The organism is Streptomyces sp. GLSS-08, from assembly GCF_056387915.1.
This window is the reverse complement of record NZ_JBWJAQ010000028.1, coordinates 42294-68594: the sequence shown is the minus strand read 5'-3', so window position 1 is coordinate 68594 and position 26301 is coordinate 42294. Positions and strand designations below refer to the sequence as shown.

24 protein-coding genes and 1 riboswitch are annotated in these 26301 nt (G+C 73.4%); of the genes, 13 read left to right on the top strand and 11 right to left on the bottom strand.

Translation table 11 applies throughout. The features are described 5' to 3' along the window. Window positions 1-129 precede the first annotated feature (129 nt). Together ftsL and rsmH are read right to left on the bottom strand one after the other, a co-directional pair. Window positions 130-681: a cell division protein FtsL gene (gene ftsL, locus AC0ZLC_RS31795; protein ID WP_476755402.1), complete on the bottom strand. Its 552-nt coding sequence runs from the start codon at window positions 679-681 to the stop codon at window positions 130-132. Between the two features lie 79 nt (window positions 682-760). Then, window positions 761-1762 (bottom strand): 16S rRNA (cytosine(1402)-N(4))-methyltransferase RsmH, encoded by a 1002-nt coding sequence (rsmH, locus tag AC0ZLC_RS31790; RefSeq protein ID WP_476755401.1) that lies wholly within the window; start codon window positions 1760-1762, stop codon window positions 761-763. 429 nt (window positions 1763-2191) lie between these two features. Between rsmH and AC0ZLC_RS31785 the strand changes: the two genes are divergently transcribed. The 4 genes from AC0ZLC_RS31785 (at window position 2192) to AC0ZLC_RS31770 (ending at window position 7758) form a co-directional block, all read left to right on the top strand. Continuing rightward, window positions 2192-2740 (top strand): beta-class carbonic anhydrase, encoded by a 549-nt coding sequence (locus AC0ZLC_RS31785; protein WP_476755400.1) that lies wholly within the window; start codon window positions 2192-2194, stop codon window positions 2738-2740. A gap of 232 nt (window positions 2741-2972) precedes the next feature. Next, window positions 2973-4010 (top strand): AAA family ATPase, encoded by a 1038-nt coding sequence (locus AC0ZLC_RS31780; protein ID WP_476755399.1) that lies wholly within the window; start codon window positions 2973-2975, stop codon window positions 4008-4010. Next, the gene (locus AC0ZLC_RS31775) at window positions 4010-5371 is read left to right on the top strand and encodes a DUF58 domain-containing protein (RefSeq protein WP_476755398.1); all 1362 of its coding nucleotides are present in this window, start codon (window positions 4010-4012) and stop codon (window positions 5369-5371) included. Before AC0ZLC_RS31780 ends, AC0ZLC_RS31775 begins: the two co-directional genes overlap by 1 nt. Continuing rightward, window positions 5368-7758: a transglutaminase TgpA family protein gene (locus AC0ZLC_RS31770; protein ID WP_476755397.1), complete on the top strand. Its 2391-nt coding sequence runs from the start codon at window positions 5368-5370 to the stop codon at window positions 7756-7758. Before AC0ZLC_RS31775 ends, AC0ZLC_RS31770 begins: the two co-directional genes overlap by 4 nt. Before the next feature lie 577 nt (window positions 7759-8335). Here the strand turns inward: AC0ZLC_RS31770 and AC0ZLC_RS31765 are convergent. The 3 genes from AC0ZLC_RS31765 to AC0ZLC_RS31755 all read right to left on the bottom strand — a co-directional run bounded on the left by AC0ZLC_RS31765 (window position 8336) and on the right by AC0ZLC_RS31755 (window position 10487). Then, window positions 8336-8728, bottom strand: a complete 393-nt coding sequence (locus AC0ZLC_RS31765; protein WP_476755396.1) for a DUF3040 domain-containing protein — start codon at window positions 8726-8728, stop codon at window positions 8336-8338. 274 nt (window positions 8729-9002) lie between these two features. Next, on the bottom strand, window positions 9003-9773 hold the full coding sequence (locus AC0ZLC_RS31760; RefSeq protein WP_476755395.1) for a methyltransferase: 771 nt from the start codon (window positions 9771-9773) through the stop codon (window positions 9003-9005). A 174-nt stretch (window positions 9774-9947) separates the two neighbouring features. Continuing rightward, window positions 9948-10487 (bottom strand): SAV_6107 family HEPN domain-containing protein, encoded by a 540-nt coding sequence (locus AC0ZLC_RS31755; protein WP_476755394.1) that lies wholly within the window; start codon window positions 10485-10487, stop codon window positions 9948-9950. A 184-nt stretch (window positions 10488-10671) separates the two neighbouring features. Between AC0ZLC_RS31755 and AC0ZLC_RS31750 the strand changes: the two genes are divergently transcribed. The 5 genes from AC0ZLC_RS31750 to AC0ZLC_RS31730 all read left to right on the top strand — a co-directional run bounded on the left by AC0ZLC_RS31750 (window position 10672) and on the right by AC0ZLC_RS31730 (window position 16919). Beyond that, entirely contained in the window at window positions 10672-11634 is a 963-nt protein-coding gene (locus AC0ZLC_RS31750) for an ATP-binding cassette domain-containing protein (protein ID WP_476755393.1), read from the top strand. Then, on the top strand, window positions 11606-13690 hold the full coding sequence (locus AC0ZLC_RS31745) for a YhgE/Pip family protein (protein WP_476755392.1): 2085 nt from the start codon (window positions 11606-11608) through the stop codon (window positions 13688-13690). Before AC0ZLC_RS31750 ends, AC0ZLC_RS31745 begins: the two co-directional genes overlap by 29 nt. Window positions 13691-13713: 23 nt before the next feature. Beyond that, entirely contained in the window at window positions 13714-14343 is a 630-nt protein-coding gene (locus tag AC0ZLC_RS31740) for a TetR/AcrR family transcriptional regulator (RefSeq protein WP_476755391.1), read from the top strand. Between the two features lie 413 nt (window positions 14344-14756). Next, the gene (locus AC0ZLC_RS31735; RefSeq protein ID WP_476755390.1) at window positions 14757-15371 is read left to right on the top strand and encodes a DUF4126 domain-containing protein; all 615 of its coding nucleotides are present in this window, start codon (window positions 14757-14759) and stop codon (window positions 15369-15371) included. A 45-nt stretch (window positions 15372-15416) separates the two neighbouring features. After that, window positions 15417-16919, top strand: a complete 1503-nt coding sequence (locus AC0ZLC_RS31730; RefSeq protein ID WP_476755389.1) for a phytoene desaturase family protein — start codon at window positions 15417-15419, stop codon at window positions 16917-16919. A 100-nt stretch (window positions 16920-17019) separates the two neighbouring features. Here AC0ZLC_RS31730 and AC0ZLC_RS31725 read toward each other — a convergent pair whose 3' ends face one another. The 6 genes from AC0ZLC_RS31725 to AC0ZLC_RS31700 all read right to left on the bottom strand — a co-directional run bounded on the left by AC0ZLC_RS31725 (window position 17020) and on the right by AC0ZLC_RS31700 (window position 21824). Continuing rightward, window positions 17020-17901: an SCO2102 family sporulation regulator gene (locus AC0ZLC_RS31725; protein WP_476755388.1), complete on the bottom strand. Its 882-nt coding sequence runs from the start codon at window positions 17899-17901 to the stop codon at window positions 17020-17022. Window positions 17902-17924: 23 nt separating this feature from the next. Beyond that, on the bottom strand, window positions 17925-18881 hold the full coding sequence (metF, locus tag AC0ZLC_RS31720) for a methylenetetrahydrofolate reductase [NAD(P)H] (RefSeq protein WP_476755387.1): 957 nt from the start codon (window positions 18879-18881) through the stop codon (window positions 17925-17927). Window positions 18882-18977: 96 nt separating this feature from the next. Beyond that, the gene (thiE, locus tag AC0ZLC_RS31715) at window positions 18978-19664 is read right to left on the bottom strand and encodes a thiamine phosphate synthase (protein WP_476755386.1); all 687 of its coding nucleotides are present in this window, start codon (window positions 19662-19664) and stop codon (window positions 18978-18980) included. A gap of 90 nt (window positions 19665-19754) precedes the next feature. Further along, entirely contained in the window at window positions 19755-20126 is a 372-nt protein-coding gene (locus tag AC0ZLC_RS31710; RefSeq protein ID WP_476755385.1) for an Rv2175c family DNA-binding protein, read from the bottom strand. A gap of 88 nt (window positions 20127-20214) precedes the next feature. Continuing rightward, window positions 20215-21441, bottom strand: coding sequence for an NAD(P)/FAD-dependent oxidoreductase (locus AC0ZLC_RS31705; protein ID WP_476755384.1), 1227 nt, complete (start codon window positions 21439-21441; stop codon window positions 20215-20217). Between the two features lie 32 nt (window positions 21442-21473). After that, window positions 21474-21824 carry an avidin-fold protein gene (locus tag AC0ZLC_RS31700; protein WP_476755383.1) on the bottom strand — a complete coding sequence of 117 codons (351 nt, stop codon included), beginning with the start codon at window positions 21822-21824 and terminating at the stop codon, window positions 21474-21476. A gap of 51 nt (window positions 21825-21875) precedes the next feature. Next, a riboswitch (TPP riboswitch) is annotated at window positions 21876-21988 on the top strand. Here AC0ZLC_RS31700 and thiO point away from each other — a divergent pair. The 4 genes from thiO to pknB all read left to right on the top strand — a co-directional run bounded on the left by thiO (window position 21986) and on the right by pknB (window position 26228). Next, a complete protein-coding gene (gene thiO / locus AC0ZLC_RS31695; RefSeq protein ID WP_476755382.1) occupies window positions 21986-23182 on the top strand; it encodes a glycine oxidase ThiO in 1197 nt (398 codons plus the stop codon). Its footprint overlaps the riboswitch before it by 3 nt. Next, window positions 23179-23379, top strand: a complete 201-nt coding sequence (gene thiS / locus AC0ZLC_RS31690; protein ID WP_476755381.1) for a sulfur carrier protein ThiS — start codon at window positions 23179-23181, stop codon at window positions 23377-23379. Before thiO ends, thiS begins: the two co-directional genes overlap by 4 nt. Window positions 23380-23383: 4 nt before the next feature. Next, a complete protein-coding gene (locus AC0ZLC_RS31685) occupies window positions 23384-24178 on the top strand; it encodes a thiazole synthase (protein ID WP_476755380.1) in 795 nt (264 codons plus the stop codon). Window positions 24179-24299: 121 nt separating this feature from the next. Then, window positions 24300-26228 (top strand): Stk1 family PASTA domain-containing Ser/Thr kinase, encoded by a 1929-nt coding sequence (gene pknB, locus AC0ZLC_RS31680; RefSeq protein WP_476755379.1) that lies wholly within the window; start codon window positions 24300-24302, stop codon window positions 26226-26228. The last annotated feature ends 73 nt before the right edge of the window (window positions 26229-26301 follow it).

Below are 26301 nucleotides of genomic sequence, written 5' to 3'. Positions count from 1 at the left end.
CCGGCCGGGGCGCGCCCGGGCGGCGGCCGGGGCGGGCGCCGGGGCCCGGACGCGACCGGCCCGCGGGGCGGGCGGGCCGGGCCGGTCCTGGCACGCGGCGGCGCGGCGGTTCCCTGTCGGACACTTCCGTCACCTGCCGGGGGTTGTGAAGGGCTCTGCGGACGGGGCGGGGACAGCGGGGGGCGGCGCGGTGGGTGCGGCCGTGAGGAACTGCCCGGAGAGGTCGCTCGCGGCCGGTGCGGGAGCCGGTCCCGGGCCTGGCGCCGGGGCGATGGCCTCGGGCGGCAGCACCACGGGGTCGCGGAGCGAGGACCGCTCGACGGCCGCTCCGGGTACACCCTTGACGGTGCCGTCGGGTTCGAGGAAGGCCGGGTCGCCGCCGGGGACCATGCCCAGCTCGCGGGCGCGCCGCTGGAGCGCGTCGGGCGCCGAGTAGGAGTCCACGTCCCGCTGGAGTTCCTGCTCCTCGTCGGTGAGGCTCTTCGTCTCCCGCTGGAGGTCGTCGAGCCGGAACGACCCCTCGCTCAGTGCGGAGTTCAGCACGAGCAGGCCGATCAGCCCCCCGCCGAGCAGCAGGACGACCAGCAGGACGAAGGGGGTGCGGGCGGCCTGGCCCGCACCGGTCGGGAGCAGCCGCGCGAGCCGGGCGGCGCGTCCCCGGAGCTGGGGTTTCCTACGCACGGACCCTCCCGGTGCGTGTGCCTTCCCGACTCACTCGCGCTCCCCCTCGGTGTGCCTCACAAGGCCCCCCTCGTACGCCTCACTCGGCTTCCTCGCGGATGCGCTGCGCCCCGCGCAGCCGCGCGGGAGCCGCCCGCCGGTTCTCGGCGATCTCTTCCTCGGTGGGAAGTTCGGCACCGCGGGTGAGGAGCTTGAGCCGGGGCTGGTAGCGCTCGGGGACGACCGGCAGTCCGGGCGGCGCGGTGGAGGCGGCGCCGGCCGCGAACACCTGCTTGACCAGCCGGTCCTCCAGGGAGTGGTACGACAGCACCGCGATCCGGCCCTCGACTGCGAGCGCCTTCACCGCGGCCGGGACCGCCCGCTCCAGGACGGTCAGTTCGCCGTTGACCTCGATGCGCAGGGCCTGGAAGGTGCGCTTGGCGGGGTTGCCGCCGGTCCGCTTGGCGGCCTGCGGCAGCGCGTCGCGGATCAGCTCGACGAGCCGGGCGCTGTTGCTGAAGGGCTCCTTCGCGCGTTCGCGCACGACGGCGGACACGATCCGCTTGGCCTGCTTCTCCTCGCCGTACGCCCGCAGGATCCGCACGAGTTCGCCGGGCGGGTAGGTGTTGAGGACCTCGGCGGCGCTGATGCCGGTCGTCTGGTCCATGCGCATGTCGAGCGGGGCGTCCTGCGCGTAGGCGAACCCGCGGTCGGCCTCGTCGAGCTGCATGGAGGAGACGCCGAGGTCGAAGAGCACGCCCTGGACGTGCGTCAGGCCCAGGCGGTCGAGCACGTCGGGCAGTTCGTCGTACACCGCGTGCACCAGGGTCGCGCGGTCGCCGAAGGGGGCGAGCCGCTCCCCGGACAGCCGCAGCGCCTCCTTGTCCCGGTCCAGGGCGACGAGCCGTGCCTCGGGGAAGCGGGCCAGCAGTGCCTCGCTGTGGCCGCCGAGACCGAGGGTGCAGTCGACGACCACCGCTCCCGGCCGCTCCAGCGCGGGCGCCAGCATGTCCAGGCACCGCTGGAGCATCACCGGGACATGCCGGCTCTGGCCCTCCCGTCGCCCGGCGTCGCCCTCATTCGCATGCGCTTCGCGCCCCATTTGAACCTGGGCCCTCTCAGATCCGGCGCGGCCGTACGCACCGCCGGGTCCCCGCCCGCTCCGGAAGGGGAGGTCGGCCTGCGCCTGATGAGTGGCGTCAGCCGACCGGGAGCGGGAGGAGGCCGAGCCGTACGTGCGCGCCGCGCACGCGGGGAGACCCCGGGAAACCACCGGGCCCTCCGGGTGAAAAGTCCTGCGGGGAGAACCTCGCCTCCCGCTTCGCGTCACTTTAGTCCACGGTGTCTCGCGGTCAATCAACCGGCTTGCGCGTCGCGGGCCGCAGCCCCTCCGAAGCGGCGGACCCGCCGAATCACCCGTTCGGGCACCCCGTGACCGCCCGTGTGGATTAGCTCACAACAAGCCGCGATGGCGTTCTTTGTCCTCTCTCACAGCAGGACCGCGCCCCGGGTGACCAGTAACGTCTTCGGTATGACGACTTCTGCATCCGTGCCCACAGAGCCCGAAGACGCCATAGCCGCCGGGGACTCCGTCACCGACCGGCTCGTCGACGCGAACGAGCGGTACGCCGCCGCCTTCAACGACCCCGGTATGGACGCCCGTCCGGTGCTCCACGTCGCCGTGGTCGCCTGTATGGACGCGCGGCTCGACCTGCACGCCGCGCTCGGCCTGAAGCTCGGCGACTGCCACACCATCCGCAACGCCGGCGGGGTGGTCACCGACGACGTGATCCGCTCCCTGACGATCAGCCAGCGCGCGCTCGGGACGCGCAGCGTCGTCCTCATCCACCACACGGGCTGCGGCCTGGAGTCCCTCACCGAGGAGTTCCGGCACGACCTGGAGATGGAGGTCGGTCAGCGTCCCGCCTGGGCGGTGGAGGCCTTCCGGGACGTCGAGCAGGACGTACGGCAGTCGATGCAGCGGGTGCGCACCTCACCGTTCCTGCTGCACACCGACGACGTACGCGGCTTCGTCTTCGACGTGAAGACGGGTCTGCTGCGCGAGATCGATCCCGTCTAGCCGGCCCCCGGAGTGCCCGTCGGACGTGAACGGCGGGCACTGTCCGTACCCAAAAGGTTGTAAGCCGTGACATAGCACGGCCGGTTGTCCACAGTCGAGTGACACGAACCGGTAACGGCAACAAGAATGCGGGTGTGGCGTCACGCGGAACTTTCCGCGCGTGGTGTCCGTGTTTCGGGGTGGGCCGGTCCGCATCGCAGCGTCGGCCCGAGAAAGGGCCGAGGAGGGCCGGGTGACGACCTATGACGATCGAGCGAGCCTTACGGATCTGACCGCCACTGCGGAGCGAGTCCGCAGTTCGGTGGAAGGAGTGATCGAAGGCAAGCCAGAGGTCGTACGGCTTTCGCTGACCGTGCTGCTCGCCGAGGGACATCTTCTGATCGAGGATGTCCCCGGCGTCGGCAAGACGATGCTGGCCAAGGCACTGGCGCGGTCCATCGACTGCTCGGTGCGGCGAATTCAGTTCACGCCCGACCTGCTGCCCTCGGACATCACCGGGGTGTCCATCTGGGACCAGCAGCGCCGGGACTTCGAGTTCAAGCCGGGGGCGATCTTCGCGCAGATCGTGATCGGCGACGAGATCAACCGCGCCTCCCCGAAGACGCAGTCGGCCCTCCTGGAGTCCATGGAGGAGCGCCAGGTCACCATCGACGGGCAGACCTACGAGCTGCCGGGCCCCTTCATGGTGGTGGCCACGCAGAACCCGGTCGAGATGGAGGGCACCTATCCGCTGCCCGAGGCCCAGCGCGACCGCTTCATGGCCCGCGTCTCCATCGGCTATCCCAGCGCGGAGGCCGAGCTCCAGATGCTGGACGTCCACGGCGGCGTCTCCCCGTTGGACGACCTCCAGCCGGTGGCGCACGCACACGACATCGTGAAGCTGATCGACGCGGTCCGCTCGGTCCACGTCGCCCAGCCGGTCCGGCGCTACGCGGTGGACCTGGTGGCGGCCACCCGTACGCACCCGGATCTCAGACTCGGCGCCTCGCCGCGCGCCACGCTGCATCTGCTGCGCGCGGCGAAGGCGTCGGCCGCCCTCAGCGGCCGGGAGTACGCGCTGCCGGACGACATCCAGGCGCTCGCCGTGGCGGTCCTGGCCCACCGGCTGCTGCCCACGGCACAGGCACAGCTGAACCGCCGCACGGCCGAGCAGGTCGTCCAGGAGATCCTCCAGCGCACGCCCGTGCCCTCGGCTCCCCAGCCGCAGAGCGGGTTCGCCATGGGCCGCGGCACGCCCGCGTTCGACCAGCAGCCGCCCCGGAGGCTGTGATGACGTCCGGGGGGATGGGCCACGCGGAGGAGTCCAGGGGCGGGCTGCGCACGGCGCTCGCCGGGCTCACCACGCGCGGGCGTTCCTTCCTGGCCGCCGGAGTGGCGGCCGCCGTCTGCGCGTACGTCCTGGGACAGAGCGGTCTGCTGCGGGTCGGCCTGCTGCTCGCGGTGCTGCCGCTGCTGTGCGCGACCGTGCTGTACCGCACCCGCTACCGGGTCGCGGGCAGCCGCAGGCTCTCCCCCGCGCGCGTGCCCGCCGGTTCCGAGGCCCGCGTCCACCTGCGGATGGACAACGTGTCGCGGCTGCCCACGGGTCTGCTCATGCTCCAGGACCGGGTGCCGTACGTGCTCGGCCCCCGTCCCCGGTTCGTCCTGGACCGGATGGAGGCGGGCGGCCATCGCGAGGTGTCCTACCGCGTGCGCTCCGACCTGCGCGGCCGCTATCCCCTGGGGCCGCTCCAGCTGCGCCTCACCGACCCGTTCGGGCTGTGCGAACTGACCCGTTCCTTCTCGACGTACGACACCCTCACGGTCATCCCGCGCGTGGAGCCGCTGCCGCCGGTGCGGCTGAGCGGCGAGGCGAAGGGGTACGGCGACGGGCGGCAGCGTTCGCTCGCGCTGGCCGGCGAGGACGACGTGATACCCCGCGGCTACCGGCACGGCGACGACCTGCGCCGGGTGCACTGGCGGCTGACCGCACGCTACGGCGAGCTGATGGTGCGCCGCGAGGAGCAGCCGCAGCGCGCCCGCTGCACGGTCCTGCTGGACACCCGCGGCATCGCCTACGCCGGAGCCGGCCCGGACGCGGCCTTCGAGTGGGCCGTGTCGGGCGCGGCCTCCACCCTGGTCCACATGCTCGAACGGGGTTTCTCCGTGCGGCTGCTGACGGACACGGGCAGTTCGGTGCCCGGCGAGAGCGCCGACGGTTTCGCGGGCGCCAGCCAGGAGTCCGCCGACGCGGCGGGGCTGATGATGGACACGCTCGCCGTGGTCGACCACTCGGACGGGGCGGGCCTGTCGCGCGCCCACGACGCGCTGCGCGGCGGGAGCGAGGGTCTGCTGATCGCCTTCCTGGGCGACCTGGACGAGGAGCAGGCGACGGTGCTCGCCAGGATGCGCCGGCGCAGTGGCGGCGCCCTCGCCTTCCTGCTGGAGAGCGACGCGTGGGTGCGGCAGCCGTCCGGTGTCCCCGGCCCGCCGGACGGAAGCGGGGAGAGAAGGCTGCGCATGCTGCGCGAGGCGGGCTGGACCGCGGTGAAGGTGCCGCGGGGAGCGGATTTCGCCGACCTGTGGCGGCAGGCCGACCGGCAGCGCACGAGCGCCGCGGCCACGGGCAGCCCGATGGGAGGCGGCTCATGAGCGGGCGCGCACGACTGGCGCTGTGTGCCGCGGCGGCGACGCTGCTGACATCCTGCGCCCTGCTGCCGCTGGTCGACCCGGCGACGTGGATCCTGCAGGCGGCCCTGCTGCTGACGGTCCAGACCGCGGTGGGCGCGCTGGCCAGGCGGGTGCCGCTGGCCCGGACGCTGACGGTGGCGCTGCAGGCCCTGGCGACGCTGGTGCTGCTGACTCTGACTTTCGCGCGTGGGCAGGCCGTCGCGGGCGTGATCCCGGGACCGGAGGTGTTCGACCGGCTGGGGGCCCTACTCCAGGCGGGCTCGGACGACGTCGGGCGGTATGCGATCCCGGCTCCCCTGTCGGACGGCATCCGGCTGATGCTGGTCGGCGGGGTCCTGGTGATCGGCCTCGCCGTGGACGCGCTCGCGGTGACGTTCCGCAGCGCCGCCCCGGCCGGGCTGCCGCTGCTGGCGCTGTACTCGGTGGCCGCGGGCCTCTCGGACGGCGGCACCGCGTGGCTGTGGTTCCTGCTCGCGGCCTGCGGATATCTCATGCTGCTGCTGGCGGAGGGCCGGGAACGGCTCTCCCAGTGGGGCCGTGTCTTCGGCGGCGGACCCCGCGGCCCCGGTGCGGACGCGGGGAGCGGCGCGGTCGCCCCCGTCCGCACCGGGCGGCGCATCGGCGCGGTGGCCCTGGGCGTCGCCCTGGTGGTACCGCTCGGTCTGCCCGCCCTGGACGGCGGCCTGCTGGACGGCGCCGGGACCGGCGCCGGGTCGGGCGCCGGGGGCGGCGGCACGATCTCCGCGGTGAACCCCCTGGTCTCGCTGCGCGACAGCCTGAACGTGAACGAGGACCGCCAGGTCATGTCGTACCGCACCGACACCAAGGACACGCAGGACCTGTATCTGCGGATCGTCTCCCTGGACGAGTTCGACGGCACCGCCTGGAAGCCGGCCCAGCGCCGCATCCAGGCGGTGCCGGACACGTTGCCGACCCCCATCGGCCTCGGTCCCGACATCCGCCGGTCGGAGATCCGGACGCGCATCTCGGCGTCCGACTGGTACGCGCAGGACTGGCTGCCGATGCCCTACCCCGCCAGCAAGGTGGACATCGACGGCAACTGGCGCTACGAACCGCTGGGCCGCACGCTCGTCGGCGACCACGGCCAGAACACCCGCGGCGCGCGGTACGAGGTGGCGAGCCTGATCGTGCAGCCGACCGCGGAGCAGCTGGCCTCCGCCCCGCAGCCGCCGGCCGCCCTGCGGCGCGAGTTCACCAAGGTCCCGGAGTCGCTGCCGCCCGAGGTGGCGCGGACCGCGCTCAAGGTCACCGAGGACGCCACGAACGACTACGAGCGGGCCGTCGACCTCCAGGACTACTTCGCCGTCAACGGCGGCTTCACGTACGACACCCAGGTGCAGGTCGGCAGCGGTTCCGCGGCGATCGCGCGTTTCCTGCGGGAGAAGGAGGGCTTCTGCGTCCACTTCTCCTTCGCGATGGCCTCGATGGCCCGCACCCTGGGCATACCGGCCCGGGTCGCGGTGGGCTTCACGCCCGGCTCGCCGCAGGCGGACGGTTCGATGTCGGTGGGCCTGCGGGACGCGCACGCCTGGCCCGAGCTGTACTTCGAGGGGGTCGGCTGGACTCGCTTCGAGCCCACCCCCAACCGGGGCACGGTGCCCGAGTACACGCAGGCGGACACCCCGGACAGCAGCCTCCCGTCGGTGCCGAAGCCGTCCGGGTCCGCGTCCACGGCCCCGTCCGCCGCACCGTCGGCGAGCGAGAGCTGCTCGGTCCAGCAGAAGAAGCTGGAGGCCTGCCCGAGCGAGTCCGCCCTGGCCACGGCCGGCTCCGACGACGGCGGCCGGCCCTGGTGGCTGCTGCCGCTGCTCGTCCTGGCCGGGCTCGCGGTACTGGCGGTCCCGTTCCTGCCGATGCTGTGGCGGGCCCGGGTCCGGGCCGTGCGGCTCGGCGCGCACGGGCATTCGGAGGCGGCCCTCGCGGCTCACGCCCTCGCCGCCTGGCAGGAGGTGACGGACACGGCGTGGGACCACGGCATCGGGCCGGACGAGTCCCGGACGCCGCGCGGGGCGGCCGCGCGGATCGTCCGGCTCGGACGGCTGGATCCGCCCGAGGAGGCGGCGGTGCACCGGCTGGCGTCCACGGTGGAGCAGGTCCTCTACGCTCCACGTCCCCACCCGGCGGCGGGCGTCGCGGAAGACGCCCGGCGGGTCACGGACGCGCTCCGGGCGTCGGTGAGCCGTTCCACCCGGCTGCGCGCGCTGCTGGCGCCGCGCTCGGCCGTCCGGGTGGCCTGGGCCGCCTCGTCCCGCTGGACGGCCCTGCTGTCCGGACTCGCCGCGCGCCGGGCGACCTTGCTGCGACGCACTTCGGGCCAGAACGGCTGACGTGACCAACCGAGCCCCTCGCCCGACGCCCGGCGCCGGGCGAGGGGCTCTGTCGGTCCTGTCGGTTCCCGGTCACGGGTGGGAGGGGCCCTGTCGGTTCCCGAAAGGGCTGAGGTGGCTTCTCGCGGTTGCGGCGCGGGGTGCCGGCGGGTGCCCGGCACGGCTGGGGGACGGTTCCCGTGAGAGTCCGAGGTGGCTTCGCCGGTTCCCGCGAGGGCGGAAGGGGTGCCGTCCGGGGGCTGGGGCGTGGTGGGTTCCCGCGAAGTGCGGAGAGGGCACCGTCGGCTGCCGTCGGGCGAGGAGAGGACTGGGCCCTGCCCGGTTCCCGAGGACGGAGGGACGGCCCGCAAGCCGACCGAGGCGCGCCTCGCCCCACCGGGCGGATCGGCCCGATCCACCTCTCCGGGCGGGCGGACCGGCCCTCTCCCCACCGCTCGCGGCGGGACGGCCCGGCTCGCCGTCCGGGGCCGGGTGACGGCATGCGTGAGGGGGTGTACTACCGGGCCGGGTAGTACACCCCCTCACGCGATGTCTGTGGCTGCGGCGACCCGCAGGGCTAGAGCCCGTCAGACAGGCCCTAGTGGCCCTGCTCGTCTCGACGACGCTGCCAGCGTTGTTCGATGCGGTCCATCATGGAGCGGCGCTGCCGCGGCTGACGACGGACGCCCGGCGTACCGGCAGCCGGCTGTTCACCCGGCTTGGGGGCCTTGCGCCAACCGGTGACGGCGAGCACCGCACAGCCCAGCATGACGAGGAAGCCCACCACGCTGATCCAGATCTGCTGGGCGACCATTCCGGCCATGAGGAGCGCGATACCCACCAGAAAGCCCGCGACCGCCTGGTAGACCCGTCGCCGGGTGTACGTACGCAGCCCGCTTCCCTCAAGCGCTGTCGCGAACTTGGGATCTTCGGCGTACAGCGCTCGCTCCATCTGCTCGAGCATTCGCTGCTCGTGCTCCGAGAGCGGCACGGAGTCCTCCTCATCGTGCAGTCGCCGGGGCGACTGGGGGTCCCCTTCAGGATAGGCAGGGAATCGCCCCCGTGAAACCCGCCCCTCTACGCCAATCGGCCAACCGGAACCCGCCACGGCGGTCCGGCCCGCTGGAGCGTGCATTCCCCGGCGGCCGACCCGTCATGCCGGGTGGTCTCCCTCGATCATACGGCGCGGGGCGTCCGATCGGGGGGCCTGTGGCGTACTCCATCCGCCGCCCCGGCGCTGATCAGCGACGCGTCACGCACGCCACTCACGCCACGTCGGCACCCCGGGACTCGCCCAGCACATGGAGCTGTGTCGCCACGGAGTGGAAGGCGGCGAGCTCGGCCGCCGCGGCCTCCAGCTTGAGCAGCGCGTCGAGGGCGCCAGGTTCGGTGTCCACGAGGACGCCGGGCACCAGGTCGGCGAAGACCCGCACCCCGTGCACGGCACCGACCCGCAGGCCCGCGCCCTCGACGAGCGCGGTGAGCTGTCCGGCGGTGAAGCGGTGCGGTACGGGATCACCCTCGCCCCAGCGTCCGTCCGGGTCGTCGAGCGCCTGCCTGGCCTCCTTGAAGTGCCCGGCGAGGGCGCGTGCGAGCACCGCTCCGCCCAGGCCGGCGGCGAGCAGACTGAGGACGCCCTCGGGGCGCAGGGCGTCCACCACGTTGCGCACACCCTCGGCGGGGTCGTCCACGTACTCCAGGACGCCGTGGCAGAGCACCGCGTCGTAGCCGCCGCGCTCGACGACGTCGAAGAGGCCGTGGGCGTCGCCCTGGACGCCCTTCACGCGGTCGGCGACGCCCGCCTCGCCGGCGCGGCGCTCCAGCGCGAACAGTGCGTTCGGGCTGGGGTCGACGACCGTGACGCGGTGGCCGAGGCGGGCCACGGGCACCGCGAAGTTGCCGCTGCCGCCCCCGGTGTCGAGGACGTCGAGCGATTCCCGCCCCGTGGCCTTCACGCGGCGGTCGAGAGCGTCCTGGAGGACCTCCCAGACCACGGCGGTACGGAGGGCAGCGCGGGGGCGCATCGGGTCCGACACGGCAGTTGACTCCTCGGCGCGGCACCGCCTGCTGTCCGGCGGAGCGATCGGGACGCCTCCCGCTGGGAGGCTGCATGCGCCTCCCACCCTATTGCCTCCGCCGCCGTGCCCGGCTCCCCGTCTCACGCGGTGGATCACGCGGTGGATCACGCGGTGGATCACGACGGCGAGCGCTCACCCCGCGTCCGGGACCTCGTGGTCCTCGTCCTGCCGGGGCTGCGGCAGGACCGGCTGGAGGACCAGCATCCGCTCAACGAGGCGCAGGAACATGGCCACGTCGCGTATCAGGTCGTCGGCGTCACGCGGGCCGGCCGCGCCCTGTATGCCCGCTTCCGCGCGGGCCCGGCGCCCGGCTCCGGAGGCGAACAGCGCGCCCCACTCGGCCAGTTCGGGCGCGATCTCGGGGAGCACTTCCCAGGCGCTCCGGATGCGCGCCCGGCGTCGGGGCGTGGTCTCCGGGCGTCCCCGCGCGGCGAGCACGGCGGCGGCGGTGCGCAGGGCCGCCAGGTGCGCCGTGGCATAGCGCTCGTTGGGCGTCTCGAGGGTGGTCGCCTCCTCGAGTCCGGCGCGGGCCTGGGCGAGCAGGTCGAGGGCTGCGGGCGGAGCTGTCGTCCGGCGCAGCACGGGGTGCACGTCGCTCGCCGGACCGGTCAGTGAGGGGGCAGGGCCGGCGGCGCCGCGCCGGTGGGCGGCGGCTGCGGAAGAGGTGGCCATGACGAACCTCCTGTCGTCTGTGTGACGGCACTGTGGCCGTATGTACCCATCGTGAGCTATGGCACTGACAATCCGTTCCGACCTGGTCTTTTGCCTCGGTCAGGGGTTCGAGATAGTTTTTGCACTGACCAGTCAGTTCAAAAGGGGCCCTACGCGGCCCCGCCTCAGGGGAGCGAGGGGGGACATGGGCGAGCCAGAAGCAGTCGCCGCGGTCGCCGTCGGTGCGGAGGGGTTCGGCCTCAAGGGGCCCCGCGGGTGGGCGTTCCGGGGCGTCGGCATCGACGCGGAACCCGGCTCGCTGATCGCGGTGGAGGGACCGTCGGGCTCCGGCCGGACCTGTCTGCTGCTCGCGCTCACCGGCCGGATGAAGCCCACCGAGGGGCGGGCGTCGGTCGGTCCCCTCGCGCTGCCCCAGCAGATGGCGGCGGTACGCGGGATCAGCGCGCTCGCCCATGTCCCCGGCGTCACGGACCTGGAACCCGCCCTGACCGTCGGGGAGCACCTCCTCGAACGGGCGCTGCTGCAACGCCGGTTCACCGGCCCGCTGCGCGACACCGTGCGCGGACTCCTGCGCCCCCGTGCCGAGCGGCTGGCCGAGGCCGGACAGCGCGCCGAACGGGCCCTCCGGGCCGCCGGGCTCGACCCCGCCGCCCTGCCCAAGGGAACGCGGACGGCCGTGCGCGACCTGGAGCGGCTGGAGGCACTGCGGCTCTCCGTCGCGCTGGCCCTGGTCGGCGAACCGCGGCTGCTGGCCGTCGACGACACCGACCTCAAGCTGTCGGACGCCGAACGGACGGAGGTCTGGGCCCTGCTGAGATCGCTGGCCGCGTCGGGAACCACGGTCGTGGCGGTGTGCAGTGAGGCCCCCGAGGGAGCCGTCGTCGTCTCCACCGGCCCCGCACCCGAAGAGCCCGGCCCGGACGCGGGACACGCCCCCGGCCGGCGGGACGAACCCGGGCACGCGGACCGGCACGACGAAGTCCGCGAGGACCACGGGGACCACACGGACCGCGAGGACCACGAGGACCACGAGGACCACGAGGACCGTAAGGAACGCAACGGTCGCATGGACGACAGGGCCGACAGGGCCGACAAGGACGACGACAAGGAGACGGCTGATGCGCTCGCCGAAACTGGCCGCGCTTGAGCTTCGGCGCTTCGGCAGGGGAAGGCTGCCGCGCGCGGCACTGGCCGCCCTGCTGCTGCTGCCCCTGCTCTACGGCGCCCTCTACCTGTACTCGTTCTGGGACCCGTACGGGCGCCTGGACCGCATCCCCGTGGCGCTGGTGAACGACGACGCGGGGGCGACCGCCGCAGGGCGGAAGCTGACCGCCGGCGACGACATCACCAGGGGGCTGCACGAGAGCGACACCTTCGAGTGGCACGAGGTGAGCGCCGCCGAGGCCCGCAGGGGCGTCGAGGACGGCACGTACTACCTGTCGCTCACCATGCCGGAGGACTTCAGCCGGCGGATCGCGTCCAGCTCCGGGGACTCCCCCGAGACGGGCGCGCTCCAGGTGCGTACGAACGACGCGAACAACTACATCGTCGGGCAGATTTCCCGGACGGTCTTCAGCGAGGTGCGCACGGCGGCGTCCACGAAGGCCTCACGGTCCTTCCTCGACCGGATCTTCATCTCCTTCTCGGACATCCACGGGGAGACGGTCAAGGCAGCCAAGGGGGCCGACAGGCTCAAGGGCGGGATCGGCAAGGCCAAGAAGGGCTCCAAGGCTCTCGCCGACGGCCTGAAGGACGCCGAGGCGGGCAGCGGAAAGCTGTCCTCGGGCCTGCGGAAGCTCAACAAGGGAGCGGGCGACCTCGAGGACGGCTCGCGGCGGGTGGCCGACGGCACGCAGACGCTCGCCGACAAGGTCAACGGGGTCGCCGCCGGCGTACGCCCCTTCCTGAAGGACAACGAGAAGACGATCGGCGACACGGCCCGGCTGGTCGCCGACTCGGCGTCCGCGGTCCGCCACAACCTCGACACCCTGGTGAGGACCGCCCCGGCCGCCGCCAAGGGCGCCCGCACCGCCTCCGACACTCTCGACCGCATCCACAGGGCGCGCTGCGAGACCGCGGTGGTGCCCGACCCGGCGTGCCCGGAACTCAAGAAGGCCAAGCAGGCCGCGGCGGACGTGGCGACGGTCGCCGACGACGTGAACACGCTCGTGAGCGACCAGGACGGCGACCTCGACACGCTCGACAAGAACCTGGCCACCCTGGAGAAGCAGGCCCGGAGTCTCGCCAGGCGCTCGCCGCACCTCTCCGAGGACCTCGACGACGCCGTCACCAGGATCAACGAACTGAACAGCGGGGCCGGGAAGGTCGCCAAGGGCGCCAAGACGCTGCACACGGGGCTCGGCACCGCCAGGAGCGGCGCCGCCGATCTCGACACCGGCATCGGCAAGCTCAGGACGGGCGCGGTCGACCTCGACGGCGGCATGTACAGGCTGGCCGACGGTTCCGGGAAGCTGGCGGGCGGCCTGCACGACGGTGCGGGCAGGATCCCCGACTACGACGAGAACGACCGGGACCAGCGCACCCAGGTCATGTCCGATCCGGTGCAGCTCGCCTCGCGGGACCTGCACAAGGCGCCCAACTACGGCACCGGATTCGCGCCGTACTTCATTCCGCTCTCCCTGTGGGTGGGCGCGATGGTGGCGTACATGCTGATCCCGCCGCTCAGCCGACGCGCGCTCGCGGCAGGCGCCCCGGCCTGGCGCATCACCCTGGCGGGCTGGCTGCCGGTCGCGGCGCTCGGCGTCCTGCAGACCGCCGCCCTGATGTCGGTGCTCCACTGGCTGGTCGGTCTCGACATGGTCCGGGCGGCCGGGACGGTGGGCTTCCTGTTCCTGGTGACGGCGTGCTTCGCGGCGATCGTGCAGTGGCTGAACGCGCGCTTCGGGGCCGCGGGCCGCATCCTCGTCCTCGCCCTGCTGATGCTCCAGCTGACCTCGGCGGGCGGCACCTACCCCGTGCAGACCAGTCCCGGGTTCTTCAACGCCATCCACCCGTTCCTGCCGATGAGCCACGTCGTCGACGCCCTCCGCAGGCTCATCACGGGCGGCGGGCTCGGTCCGGTCTGGCAGGCGTGCGCCGTCCTCGTGGCGTTCACCGCGGGCGCCCTCGCCCTGACCGCCGTCTCCGCCCGCCGCAAGCAGGTGTGGACGCTCGACCGGCTGCACCCGGAGCTGACCCTGTGACCGTTCCTGTGAGAATCAAGGCCATGGAAAGCACCAGTGCCACGGGGGCCGGGAGCAGCCGTCGCGAGGCGACCCGGCAGAAGCTCTACGAGGCGGCCGTCACCCTCATCGCCGAACAGGGGTTCTCCGCCACCACCGTGGACGAGATCGCCGAACGGGCGGGAGTCGCGAAGGGCACCGTCTACTACAACTTCGCGAGCAAGTCGGTCCTCTTCGAGGAGTTGCTGCGGCACGGCGTCGGGCTCCTCACCGCGTCCCTCAGAGACGCGTCCGAGACGGCGGCGCGGGAGGGCGGCAGCAAGGTCGACGCGCTGGACGCGATGATCAGGGCCGGGCTCGTCTTCATCGACCGCTATCCCGCGTTCACCCAGCTGTACGTGGCCGAGCTGTGGCGCACCAACCGGGCCTGGCAGTCCACCTTGATGGTGGTCAGGCAGCAGGCGGTCGCGGTCGTCGAGGACGTCCTGCGCGACGGTGTGGCGAACGGCGAGCTCAGCGACGAACTCGACATCCCCCTGACGGCGGCGGCGCTGGTCGGCATGGTCCTCGTGGCCGCCCTGGACTGGCAGGCGTTCCAGCCGGAGCGATCCCTGGACGACGTGCACGCGGCGCTGTCCCGGCTCCTCCAGGGGCGCGTGAGCGGCAGCCGCTGAGCCGGCCGGCACGCGAAGGCGCCGGTCCGCGTGAGCGGCAGCCGCTGATGCGGCGGGTGCACGAAGGCGCCGGTCCGATCCGGCCGCGTCCCCCGCGGGCCGCCCCGAACCGGCGCCTTTCCGTACTCCCCCGTACTCCCCCGTGCCCCGTCGGCCCGGTGCGGTCGTCCACCGAGTCCCCCGTGCCTCGCTCCCACCGAATGCCGGCGGAAGGAGCGGTCGAGGGCCCGGCTCCGTTCCGCCGCCCCGTGCCGGCGGTGCCGGAGCCGCGCCCCTCTCCGTGCCTCCACTCTGCCGTTTCCGCAGGTCGAGCCCATCCGTGCGGCTACTCATCCCGTCGGCTGAGTACACCTACTCAGCCGTGGGCACAGGGGCCCAGGACGCGGCGGCGCCGCCTGGATACGATCGCGTCCGTGTCCGTACTCCCTTTGGTCTTCACCAGCGGCTGGGCCAGCGGCATCAACGCGTACGCGGTGGTGCTGCTCCTCGGCGTCTTCGGCGCGACCGGCCTGAGCGACGAGGTGCCGGAGTCCCTGCAGCGCCCGGAGGTCCTGATCACCGCCGCGGTGCTCTTCCTCTGCGAGGCGGTCGCCGACAAGATCCCGTACGTCGACTCGGTGTGGGACTCGGTGCACACCGTGATCCGGCCCGTGTCGGGGGCGGTGGTCGGGGCCCTGCTCGCCGGACAGAGCGGTTCGCTCCCGGATCTCGCGGCGGGCGCCGTCGGGGGTTCGACGGCGCTGGCGAGCCACGCGGTCAAGGCCGGCACCCGGATGGCGATCAACAGCTCTCCCGAGCCGTTCAGCAACATCATCGTGAGCCTGGCCGAGGATCTCGGGGTCGCCGGGATCCTCACCTTCGCGATGTTCCACCCGCAGGCAGCGGCCGTCATCGCGGGCGTCCTGCTGCTCGCCGGACTGCTGGTGCTCTACTTCCTGGTCTCCCGCATCCGGCGTTTTCTGCGCCGCAGGGCCCAGCGCCGGGAGGAGCGGCGGCTCGCGGCGCGGACGGCGTGGCCGCCCGGCTGACGGCCGCGCGCCGGGCTTTCGGTGGCGGCCGATAAAGTCCCTGGCATGGCACGGATTGCGGTGATCGGCGCCGGGATGGGCGCGATGGCGGCCGCCGCCCGGCTGGCCGTCGCGGGCCACCGGGTGGTGGTGTACGAGCGCGCGGCGACGTACGGCGGCGCGCTGCGCCGTTTCGAGCGCGACGGATTCTCCTTCGACCTCGGGCCGGGACTGCTGACGCTGCCCGCGGTCTACCGCGACCTGTTCGTCAAGACCGGCAAGGAGCCGCTGGAGGCGTGCGCCGAGCTGGTCCAGGTGGACCCGTCGGCGCAGCACGTCTTCGCCGACGGCACCCGGGTCGCCCTGTCGAACGCCTCCCGCGCGGGCGTCGTCAGCGCCCTGGACGAGGCGCTCGGCGTCGGCGCGGGGGCCCGCTGGGGCGACTTCCTGGTGCGGGCGCGCGAGGCGTGGGACCGCACCCGCCGGCCCCTCCTGGAGGAGCCGCTCTGGCCGAACTGGCCGGTGCTGGCCGAGCGCGAGCCCTACCCGGCGGTGCCGCACAGGCGTCTGCTGCGCACCCGGCGGGCCGCCACGCTCGCCGAGGTCGGCGCCCGGGAGCTGCGCGACCCGCGGCTCACCGCCCTGCTGGAGAGCCATGCCCTGGCGTACGGGCTCGACCCCCGCACCGCCCCCGCGGCGGCGGCCGTCCTGCCCTACATGGAGCACGCCTTCGGCACCTGGTACGTGCGCGGTGGCGTCCGTGAGCTGGCCCGGGCGGTGTACGAGCGGTGCCTGGACCGCAGGGTGGAGTTCGTGTTCGGTGCGCGGGTCGCGCGGATCGTCGTGCAGGACGGGCGGGCGGCGGGCGTAGAGCTCGGCGGGAGCGCGGGCACGGTCGCCGAGGCCGACCTGGTGGTGGCGGGGGTCGCTCCGGGTGTGCTGGAGGCCCTCGCCCCGGGCACGGCGCTGCGGGGCGGTGCCGGCGTCGTCCCGGCGCAGCGCGGCGCGGCGAGCCGGTTGACGGTGCTGCTGGCGCTGAGAGGCGGCCGGCCGGCCGGGGCGGCCCACCGGACCGTGGTGCACGCGGCGGACCGTGACGAGGAGTTGCACCGGCTCTTCGGCGACCCTCCGGGGCTCGCCGCCGCCCCCACCCTCACGCTGCTGCGCCCGGACGACCCGGCGTCGGCGCCGGACGCGGAGCACGAGGCGGTGACCCTGACCGCGACCGTCCCGGCGGGTCTGGAGGTGTCCGCACCGGACGTGGAGCGGCTGCTCGGCGTCGCGGAGCGTGCCCTGCCGGGGCTCCGCGACCGTCTTCTGTGGCACGAGGTCCAGACGCCCGCGGACATCGCCGAGGCGACCGGCGCGGCCGGTGGCGCGGTGCCCGCCCCGGCGCTCGCGGCGGCGGACGGACGGCTGCTGCACCCGTCGAACAGCACCGCGCTGCCGGGGCTGTTCGCCGTCGGCGGCTGGGCACACCCCGGCGGCGGGCTGCCGCACGCGGGGATGTCGGGTGCGCTCGTCACCGGCCTCGTCGTGGAGGGGCCGGACTTCCGGGGCTCGCAGTGAGGTGACCCGGGGGGCTCCGGGCTCACAGTGAGGTGACCGGGGGCTCCGGGCCACCGGGGCTCCTCAACGGACGCGGTGGCCGTGGCGGCGCTCCTGGGGGTCAGTACCGGTACTGCTCGTCGTAGCCGGTGCTGCTGCCGTTGCCGTCGCCCTGGTAGGGATACGGCTGCTCCGGCGGGAGTTCGCCGCCGTAGGGATCCTCGGCGTTGCGCTGCTGGGGCACCCACACGCCGCCGGGCGGGGTCTCGCCCGCGGAGGTCCCGGTGTACTGGGACTGGTCGTGGTTCTGCTGCCCGTACGCCTGGCCGTGGTAGGCGGCGGTGTCGTACGGGGCGCTGCCGTAGGTCTGCGTGCCGATGTACGGGTCGGAATAGGCCGCGTACTGCTGCTGCCCGGTGTCGTAGCCGTACTGCTGCTGGTCGTATCCCGCGTAGCTGTCGTAGGCGTAGGCCTGCTGGTCCTGGGGCTGGCCGGTGCCCTGGGGCGGGTTGCCGGCGTACGCGTTCTCGTCGTAGACGCCGTAGGAACCGGTGTCGTCGGGCAGCGGCTGCGGCTCGTAGACGGCGGTGGCCGCGGGGGCGGACGGCTGCGCGGGCGTGAAGACGTCGTCGGGGTCGTAGTCGTCGTCGCGTGTGTACGGCCGGTCGCCGGTCGCCTCCGCACCGGAGACCTCCGGCGCGGGCTCCTGGCGGCCCTGCTCGCCGCGGCGCCGCTTGCTGGCGCCCGGACGGCCGCCGATGGCCCAGCCGGTCGAGAAGCCGCGGCGGAAGGACAGCGTGACGTACGTCTGCCCGACCGCGAAGGCGGCGGCGCCCAGTCCGATGACCACCACGGAGGGGATCAGCACGCCGACGACGACGCAGAGGAAACCGCCGAAGGCGAGCAGCCGCCAGCGCAGCCGCGCCTTGTACTGCAGCAGCACCTCACCCAGCAGCCACAGCGCGACCATCCCGAACGCGATGTAGAGGACCGTCCAGCCCATGTACGCCCCTCTCCCAGTAACCGCTACGCAGTGTGTCGCACACCGGCGCGGCCGGTCCAGGCCCGCTGTGGGTGGTGCAGGCCGAGATTCTCGTAGATCTCCAGTGTCGCCGTGGAGTTGTTGAGCGTGATGAAGTGCAGGCCGGGAACTCCCTCGGCCAGCAGTCGCGCGCAGAACTCGGTGGCGAACTCGATGCCAATGGAGCGTACAGCCGCCGGATCGTCTTTGGCTGTGAGGATCCGCTCTTTCAGCTCCGCCGGGATGGAGGCGTTGCTGAGTTGTGGCAGCCGTTCCAGCATCTTCACGCTCGTCACCGGCATGACCTCGGGGATCACCGGGGTGCCGCAGCCGGCCGCGGAGACCCGGTCGCGCAGGCGCAGGTACGACTCGGGGTGGAAGAACATCTGCGTGATCGCGTAGTCGGCGCCCGCGCGGCACTTGTCGACGAAGTGCGCGACGTCCAGATCCCATTCGGCGGACCGCGGGTGCATCTCGGGGAAGGCCGCGACGCCGACGCAGAAGTCACCGGACTCCTTGATCAGCCGGACGAGATCGGCCGCGTAGGCCAGGCCCTGGGGGTGCGGGACCCACTCGCCCATGGGGTCGCCGGGCGGATCGCCGCGCACCGCGAGCATGTTCCGGATCCCGGCGTCCGCGTACTGCCCGATGATGTTGCGCAGCTCCGCGACGGAGTGGTTCACGGCGGTGAGGTGGGCGACCGGGGTGAGTGTCGTGTCGGCGACGATCTGTTCGGTCTCCCGGACCGTGCCCGCTCGCGTGGAACCGCCCGCTCCGTAGGTGACGGAGACGAAGTCGGGCGCGACGGCCTCGACCCGGCGGAGCGCGTTCCACAGGTTCCGCTCGCCCTTGGGGGTCTTCGGCGCGGAGAACTCGAACGAGTACGTCTTCTTGCCGGTCGCGAGCATGTCGCGCACGGTGCGTGCGCGATCAGTCCTGGTGGAAGCAGATCCGGAGGCCATGTTCGCAGGTTAGCCAGGGGACGCCGGTCACCCAACCGGAGAGATGGGATTCGTCCGGATTCGTCGGCTTCTTGTCCATCCCTCGGACACCGGGCGTCACCGCGGCGCAGGGGCGTCCCGCAGCCGCTTCGCGAACGCGCCGGCCGCCGCTCCCGGATCGTCCGCCTCGGTGATCGCCCGGACGACGACGACCCTGCGGGCGCCGGCCTCCAGGACCTGGTCCACGTTGCCGAGGTCGATGCCGCCGATGGCGAACCAGGGGCGGTCGGTGTCCAGCGAGGCGGTGTACCGGACCAGATCGAGGCCCGGCGCGTGGCGGCCGGGCTTAGTAGGGGTGGGCCAGCAGGGACCCGTGCAGAAGTAGTCGACGCCCTCCTGGACCGCGGCGGCCGCGGCCTCGGACTCCGCGTGCGTGGAGCGTCCGATCAGGATGTCGTCGCCGAGGACGGCGCGGGCCGCGGGGACCGGCAGGTCGCCCTGGCCGAGGTGGAGGATCTGGGCGCCGGCCGGATGCGCGGCGCGGATCGCGTGGGCCACGTCCGCCCGGTCGTTCACCGAGAGCAGCGCGCCGTGCCGGCGGCAGGCGTCCGCGAACAGCTCCAGGCACGCGAGCTCCTCCGCCGCCTCCAGGCTCTTGTCCCGCAGCTGCACCAGGTCGACACCGCCCGCCAGGACCGCGTCGAGGAACTCGGGGAGGTCGCCCTGGCGCTTGCGGGCGTCCGTGCACAGGTACAGGCGGGCGTCGGCGAGCTGTGCGCGGGCGGCGGCACCGGTCTCGGGCATCGTTGAGTCCCCCGTGGTCGGCGGTGTACGGACCGCGGCGGCCGGGCGGGCCGGCGGGCCGTGGTCCGTACACCGGAGGTTGTCGTCGGATCAGACGGCGAGCGCCTGGGCGCGGCGCTTCACCTCCGTGCCGCGATTCTCGCTCAGAGCCTGCGCGGGGGTGCCGGGCAGGGTCGAGTCGGGGGTGAAGAGCCACTCCAGCATCTCTTCGTCGTTGTAGCCGTCGTCCCGCAGGAGCGTCAGGGTGCCGGACAGGCCCTTGACCACCTTCTGCTCGGCCCCGTCGATGAAGGCGGCGGGGACGTGCAGCGCGCGGTTCTCACCACGGCGTACGGCGATGAGCTGGCCGTCCTTCACCAGCTGCCGGACGCGGGTCACCTCGACGCCGAGCATCTCGGCGATGTCGGGAAGGGTGAGCCAGTCGGGGACGAGAGCATCGATCTTTGCGTCAATCTCGGTCACGGGACAAGCCTGCCATCTGGGACCGACAGTCGGAAGCCGGGCCCGTCCGACCTGGGGAGGGGGGCCGGGGCGGCCGGGACGGCAGCCGCTACGCCGCGGCCGCCTTCAGCGGCTTCGACGGGTCCGTCAGGGCGACCGCGTCCATCGGCGTGCCCGCCTCGATGAGCTTGCGTCCCTGGGCCAGGTCCCGGGGCCGGCCCACCGCGAGCAGGGCGACGAGGCGGCCCTCGCGCAGCCAGCACACCGTCCACGCGGCGCCCGACGGGTCGCCGCGCCACAGGGTGGTGTCGGCGGACGCGTGGTGGCCCACGTACTGCACGAAGCGCCCGAACTGCTCGGACCAGAAGTACGGCACCGGGTCGTACGCGACGGGGGTCTCGCCGATGATGTTCGCCGCCACCGCGCGCGGTCCCTGGAGGGCGTTGTCCCAGTGGTGGACCAGCAGGCGGCCCTCGTACCGCCCCGAGGGGAAGGAGGCGCAGTCGCCGACCGCGTAGACGTCGGACGCGGAGGTGCGCAGGTGCGCGTCGGCCACGATCTCGCCGTGGGCGCCGAGCTCGATGCCTGAGCCGGTGAGCCAGCCGGTCGCGGGGCGGGCCCCGATACCGACGACGACCGCGCCCGCGGGCACCCGGGAGCCGTCGTCGAGGACGACGGCGCCGGGCTCGACGCGCTCCACGCGCGCGTGCGTGCGCAGCGCGGCTCCGCTGTCGGCGTACCAGGCCGCCATGGGCGCGGCCACTTCGGGAGGCAGCGCCCCGGCCAGCGGACGGTCGGCGGCCTCGACGACGGTCACCGTGCAGCCGGCCTCGCGCGCCGCGGTGGCGAACTCGGCACCGATCCAGCCCGCGCCGACGACCACGATGTCGTGCTGCTCGGCGAGGACCGGGCGCAGCAGCTCGGCGTCGTCCAGGGTGCGCAGCAGATGGACTCCGGGGACGCCCTCCGTGCCGGGCAGCCGGATCGGTTCCGCTCCGGTCGCGAGGACCAGGACGTCGTACGGCACGGGACCTTCGGCGGTGTCCAGCTCGTGGTCCGCGGGGCGCACCCCGAGCACCTCGCAGCCGAGGCGCAGTCCGATGCCGAGCGCCTCGAAGTCGACGTCGAAGGCGGAGCCCTCGGCCTTGCCGAGCAGCACCGCCTTGGACAGCGGCGGCCTGTCGTACGGCTGGTGCGGCTCCGCGCCGATCAGCGTCACCGTGCCGGCGAAGCCCTGTTCGCGCAGGGCGACGGCGGTCTGCACCCCGGCCATGCCCGCGCCCACGACGACGACCTGCCGCGCCGTGCGTTCCTCAGCCCGCGTCTGCTCGCTCACCTGATCACCATAGACACCTGACGGTCCATCAGTCATCGGGTGCGCGGGGTGATCTCCTCCACCGCGCTCGTCCCGCTGCCCTCCTGCGACTCCCACTGCCAGCTCTCCTCAAGCCGTACCCGTCCGTCGGCCAGCTCGACGACCGAGGACACGCAGTGCCCGGAAGAGGTCGTTCCGTCGTGCTTCAGCTGCACGTACCGGAAGTCGAGGCGGTCACCCTCACGCCTACCCACGAGATGACCTCGTACGACATCCCCGCCCGAGTACTCGGCCCAGATCTCCCCGTTCCGCTCGTGGTAGGTGAACCGGGTGCGGGTGCCGACCTGGCCCGGCGCCTGGTCGGCGACCGGGGCGAGGACGAGGCCGTCGAGCGAGCGGGTCATGCGGGGAACTCCTCTACTGGGGTCCGGGGTGACGGGCTAGGCTGGCCAACGTAGAGCACACGCGGGAGCCCGGACGCACCGGGCTGAGAGGGAGGCTGGGCGGCCTCCGACCGTACGAACCTGATCCGGGTCATGCCGGCGAAGGGAGGGGCTGGACGCCCATGTCGCGTATGTCGCACGCCGCGCCCACCGCACCGGGGTCCGCGGACATCCCGGACGTCCTCGTCGTGGGCGGTGGCATCATCGGGCTGGTGACCGCCTGGCGGGCCGCACAACGGGGACTCAGCACCGCGGTCGTCGACCCCGAGCCGGGCGGCGGAGCCGCGCAGGTGGCCGCAGGCATGCTGGCCGCCGTCACCGAACTGCACTACGGCGAGCAGACCCTGCTGGGCCTCAACCTGGCCTCCGCGCGCCGCTATCCGGACTTCGTGGCCGAGCTGACCGAGGTGACCGGCCTCGACCCCGGTTACCGCAGGTGCGGCACGCTCGCCGTCGCGCTGGACGCCGACGACCGCGCGCACCTGCGCGAACTGCACGCCCTGCAGCAGCGGTCCGGCCTGGACTCGGAGTGGCTCAGCGGTCGCGACTGCCGCCGTCTGGAGCCGATGCTCGCCCCGGGTGTGCGCGGCGGGCTGCGGGTGGACGGGGACCACCAGGTCGACCCGCGCCGGCTCGCCGCCGCCCTGGTCGCGGCCTGCGAGCGGGCCGGAGTGGTCCTCCACCGCACCTGGGCCGAATGCCTGACCGTCGTACGGGGCCGGGCCGCAGGCGTGCTCACCCGCGACGGCACCGCCCTCGGGGCCGGCCAGGTGGTCCTCGCCGCGGGCAGCCTCAGCGGACGGCTGGCGGGCGTCCCCGACGACCTGCTGCCGCCGGTGCGCCCCGTGAAGGGGCAGGTGCTGCGGCTGACCGTGCCGAAGCTGTACGCGCCGTTCCTGAGCCGGACCGTGCGCGCCGTCGTGCGCGGCAGCCACGTCTACCTGGTGCCCCGCGAGAGCGGCGAGCTGGTCGTGGGCGCCACCAGCGAGGAGCTGGGCTGGGACACCACGGTCACCGCGGGCGGGGTGTACGAGCTGCTGCGCGACGCGCACGAACTGGTCCCCGGGATCACCGAGCTGCCGCTGACCGAGACGCGCGCCGGACTGCGCCCCGGCTCGCCGGACAACGCGCCGCTGCTCGGCCCGACCGGGCTCGACGGCCTGTTGCTGGCCACCGGCCACTACCGCAACGGCGTGCTGCTCACCCCGGTCACCGGCGACGCCATGGCGCACGTCCTCACCACCGGTGAACTCCCGGACGAGGCACGCCCCTTCACACCCGAACGCTTCAGCACGGCCCGCACGGAGCAGCCCGCATGAACATCCACGTCAACGGGGAGCGGCGGCACGTCGCTCCGGGCACGGCGCTCGACGCGCTCGTCGCGACCCTCACCGCGGCCCCCTCCGGGGTCGCCGCCGCCCTGAACGAGACCGTCGTCCCGCGCACCCGGTGGGCCGCGACGGCCCTCGCCGAGGGAGACCGCGTCGAAGTCCTCACCGCCGTCCAAGGAGGCTGACCCCATGGCCGACGACCCCTTCGTCCTCGGTGGTACGTCCTACTCGTCCCGCCTGATCATGGGCACCGGCGGCGCCCCCAGCCCGGACGTGCTGGAGCGCTCGCTGGCGGCCTCCGGCACGGAACTGACGACGGTCGCGATGCGCCGGGTGAACCCACAGGCGCACGGCTCGGTGCTGTCCGTGCTCGACCGGCTCGGCATCCGCGTCCTGCCGAACACGGCGGGCTGCTTCACCGCGGGCGAGGCCGTCCTGACCGCCCGGCTGGCCCGCGAGGCCCTCGGCACCGACCTGGTCAAGCTGGAGGTCATCGCCGACGAGCGCACCCTGCTGCCGGACCCGATCGAGCTGCTGGACGCCGCCGAGACGCTGGTCGACGACGGCTTCACCGTGCTGCCCTACACGAACGACGACCCCGTGCTGGCGCGCAGACTGGAGGACGTCGGCTGCGCCGCGATCATGCCGCTGGGCTCGCCCATCGGCTCCGGCCTCGGGATCCGCAACCCGCACAACTTCCAGCTGATCGTGGAGCACGCGCGCGTGCCGGTCATCCTGGACGCGGGAGCCGGTACGGCCTCGGACGCCGCGCTCGCCATGGAGCTGGGGTGCGCCGGTGTGATGCTCGCCTCGGCCGTGACCCGGGCCCAGGAGCCGGTGCTGATGGCCGACGCCATGCGGCACGCGGTCGAGGCGGGGCGGCTGGCCTACCGGGCGGGCCGCATCCCGCGCAGGCACTTCGCCGAGGCGTCCTCCCCGGTTCAGGGGCGTGCGCGGCTGGATCCCGAGCGCCCCGCCTTCTGACGCGAGCGCCGTCCACGAGCGCGTCCGCGAGGCCGCACAACAGTCACAGGTCTGCTGCATTCCGCCCCCGGAACGGGCGGAGCGGGTGGGCGGGACGGCGGCGGCTCGTAGACTCACCTGCGTGGATACGACCCTTCAGGACCCGCTTGTCGGGCAGGTGCTCGACGGCCGCTACCGCGTCGACGCGCGGATCGCGGTCGGCGGGATGGCCACGGTCTACCGTGCCCTGGACACCCGCCTGGACCGCGTGCTCGCGCTCAAGGTGATGCACCCCACGCTGGCCGCCGACGGCTCCTTCGTCGAGCGGTTCATCCGGGAGGCCAAGTCCGTGGCCCGGCTCGCCCACCCGAACGTGGTGCAGGTCTTCGACCAGGGGACGGACGGGTCGTACGTCTACCTGGCCATGGAGTACGTCGCCGGGTGCACCCTGCGTGACGTGCTGCGCGAGCGCGGGGCGCTGCAGCCGCGGGCCGCGCTCGACATCCTGGAGCCGGTGCTCGCCGCACTCGGCGCCGCACACCGCGCGGGGTTCGTGCACCGCGACATGAAGCCGGAGAACGTCCTCATAGGGGACGACGGCCGGGTCAAGGTGGCGGACTTTGGTCTCGTCCGGGCCGTGGACACGGTGACGAGCACCACGGGGTCCGTCCTCGGCACCGTCTCCTATCTGGCCCCCGAGCAGATGGAGCACGGCACGGCCGACCCCCGCGTCGACGTGTACGCGTGCGGCGTCGTGTTCTACGAGATGCTCACCGGCGAGAAGCCGCACTCCGGCGACTCCCCCGCCCAGGTGCTCTACCGGCACCTGAACGCGGACGTGCCGCCGCCGTCGGCCGCCGTGCCGGGGCTGCCGCCGGCCCTCGACGACCTGGTCGCCTCGGCTGCCGCCCGCGACCCCGAGGCGCGCCCGTACGACGCGGTGGCGATGCTCGCGCAGGTGCTGGAGGCGCGGGGCGGGCTGAGCCCCGAGCAGCTGGACGCCGTACCGCCGAAGGCCGTGACCGCGGACCACGACAACGCCGAGGACCGGACGAGCGTGATCCCGCGCTCACTGTCCGGGCAGCGGCCGCTGCCAGTGAACGAGGACGACGCCGCACTGAACCGGACGAGCCGCTTCGAGAGTCCGCCGCTCCCGCCGCGGCGGCGCGGGACGCGGCCGAGGCGCGGCCTGTTCGCGATCGTCGCGGCCGTGCTGCTGGTGCTCGGCGTCGGTGCGGGCGTCTGGTACATCAACTCCGGCCAGTTCACCAAGGTCCCGCCCGTGCTGGAGAAGACCGAGGCGCAGGCGCGGGACCGGCTCGAAGCGGCCGGCCTGGACGTCGAGAAGGTCGAGCGCGACTTCAGCGACACCGTCAAGCGCGGCAGGGTCAGCGGGATCGACCCGGGGGTGGGCGAGCGGATCCGGGAGAACGACTCGGTGACGCTGACCATCTCCAAGGGGCCCGAGCTCGTGAAGGTGCCCGATCTGGAGGGCGAGACGCTGAGCGGCGCCAGGGACCGGCTGAAGTCGGCGGGCCTGGCGGCCGGCATGGTGACGCGGGACTTCAGCGACGAGGTCGCCAAGGGGGCCGTGATCGGTACGGACCCGGCCACCGGCACCGAGCGGCACGCCGGGTCGGCCATCGCGATCACGGTGAGCAAGGGCAGGGCGGTGGACGTGCCCGACGTCACGGGTTCGTCGGTCGAGGACGCGACCGAGGAGCTCAAGGACGCGGGCCTGAAGGTCAAGGTCGCCGCCGGGCGGGTCACGTCGTCGGAGTTCGACAAGGACGAGGTCGTCGAGCAGAAGCCGAAGGGGGACGGCGGACGGCGGCTCGCCGAGGGCGACACGGTGACGCTGACGCTCTCCAAGGGCCCCGAGATGGTCGAGGTCCCGGACGTCGTGGGCGACAGCGTGGAGAAGGCGACGCAGCGGCTCGAGGACGCCGGGTTCGAGGTCGACAAGGACCGGGGGCTCCTCGGGCTCTTCGGGGACACCGTCGAGAACCAGTCGGTGGACGGCGGGGACAAGGCCCCCAAGGGGTCGACGATCACGATCGAGATCCGCTGAGCGAACCCGGCCGCTCCCCGGGGGCGGGCCGGTCGGGCCCCGGGGACATGCGGGGCCTGAGCACACGGGAGCG

Excerpts from the sequence above, each read along its gene's own strand:
- AC0ZLC_RS31785 (WP_476755400.1), top strand. The coding sequence starts at position 2,192 with ATGACGACTTCTGCATCCGTGCCCACAGAGCCCGAAGACGCCATAGCC.
- thiO (WP_476755382.1), top strand. The coding sequence starts at position 21,986 with ATGTCGCGTATGTCGCACGCCGCGCCCACCGCACCGGGGTCCGCGGAC.
- AC0ZLC_RS31685 (WP_476755380.1), top strand. The coding sequence starts at position 23,384 with ATGGCCGACGACCCCTTCGTCCTCGGTGGTACGTCCTACTCGTCCCGC.
- AC0ZLC_RS31740 (WP_476755391.1), top strand. The coding sequence starts at position 13,714 with ATGGAAAGCACCAGTGCCACGGGGGCCGGGAGCAGCCGTCGCGAGGCG.
- AC0ZLC_RS31750 (WP_476755393.1), top strand. The coding sequence starts at position 10,672 with ATGGGCGAGCCAGAAGCAGTCGCCGCGGTCGCCGTCGGTGCGGAGGGG.
- AC0ZLC_RS31700 (WP_476755383.1), bottom strand. The coding sequence starts at position 21,824 with ATGACCCGCTCGCTCGACGGCCTCGTCCTCGCCCCGGTCGCCGACCAG.
- metF (WP_476755387.1), bottom strand. The coding sequence starts at position 18,881 with ATGGCCTCCGGATCTGCTTCCACCAGGACTGATCGCGCACGCACCGTG.
- thiS (WP_476755381.1), top strand. The coding sequence starts at position 23,179 with ATGAACATCCACGTCAACGGGGAGCGGCGGCACGTCGCTCCGGGCACG.
- AC0ZLC_RS31755 (WP_476755394.1), bottom strand. The coding sequence starts at position 10,487 with ATGGCCACCTCTTCCGCAGCCGCCGCCCACCGGCGCGGCGCCGCCGGC.
- rsmH (WP_476755401.1), bottom strand. The coding sequence starts at position 1,762 with ATGGGGCGCGAAGCGCATGCGAATGAGGGCGACGCCGGGCGACGGGAG.
- AC0ZLC_RS31775 (WP_476755398.1), top strand. The coding sequence starts at position 4,010 with ATGACGTCCGGGGGGATGGGCCACGCGGAGGAGTCCAGGGGCGGGCTG.
- AC0ZLC_RS31730 (WP_476755389.1), top strand. The coding sequence starts at position 15,417 with ATGGCACGGATTGCGGTGATCGGCGCCGGGATGGGCGCGATGGCGGCC.
- AC0ZLC_RS31745 (WP_476755392.1), top strand. The coding sequence starts at position 11,606 with ATGCGCTCGCCGAAACTGGCCGCGCTTGAGCTTCGGCGCTTCGGCAGG.
- AC0ZLC_RS31770 (WP_476755397.1), top strand. The coding sequence starts at position 5,368 with ATGAGCGGGCGCGCACGACTGGCGCTGTGTGCCGCGGCGGCGACGCTG.
- thiE (WP_476755386.1), bottom strand. The coding sequence starts at position 19,664 with ATGCCCGAGACCGGTGCCGCCGCCCGCGCACAGCTCGCCGACGCCCGC.
- AC0ZLC_RS31725 (WP_476755388.1), bottom strand. The coding sequence starts at position 17,901 with ATGGGCTGGACGGTCCTCTACATCGCGTTCGGGATGGTCGCGCTGTGG.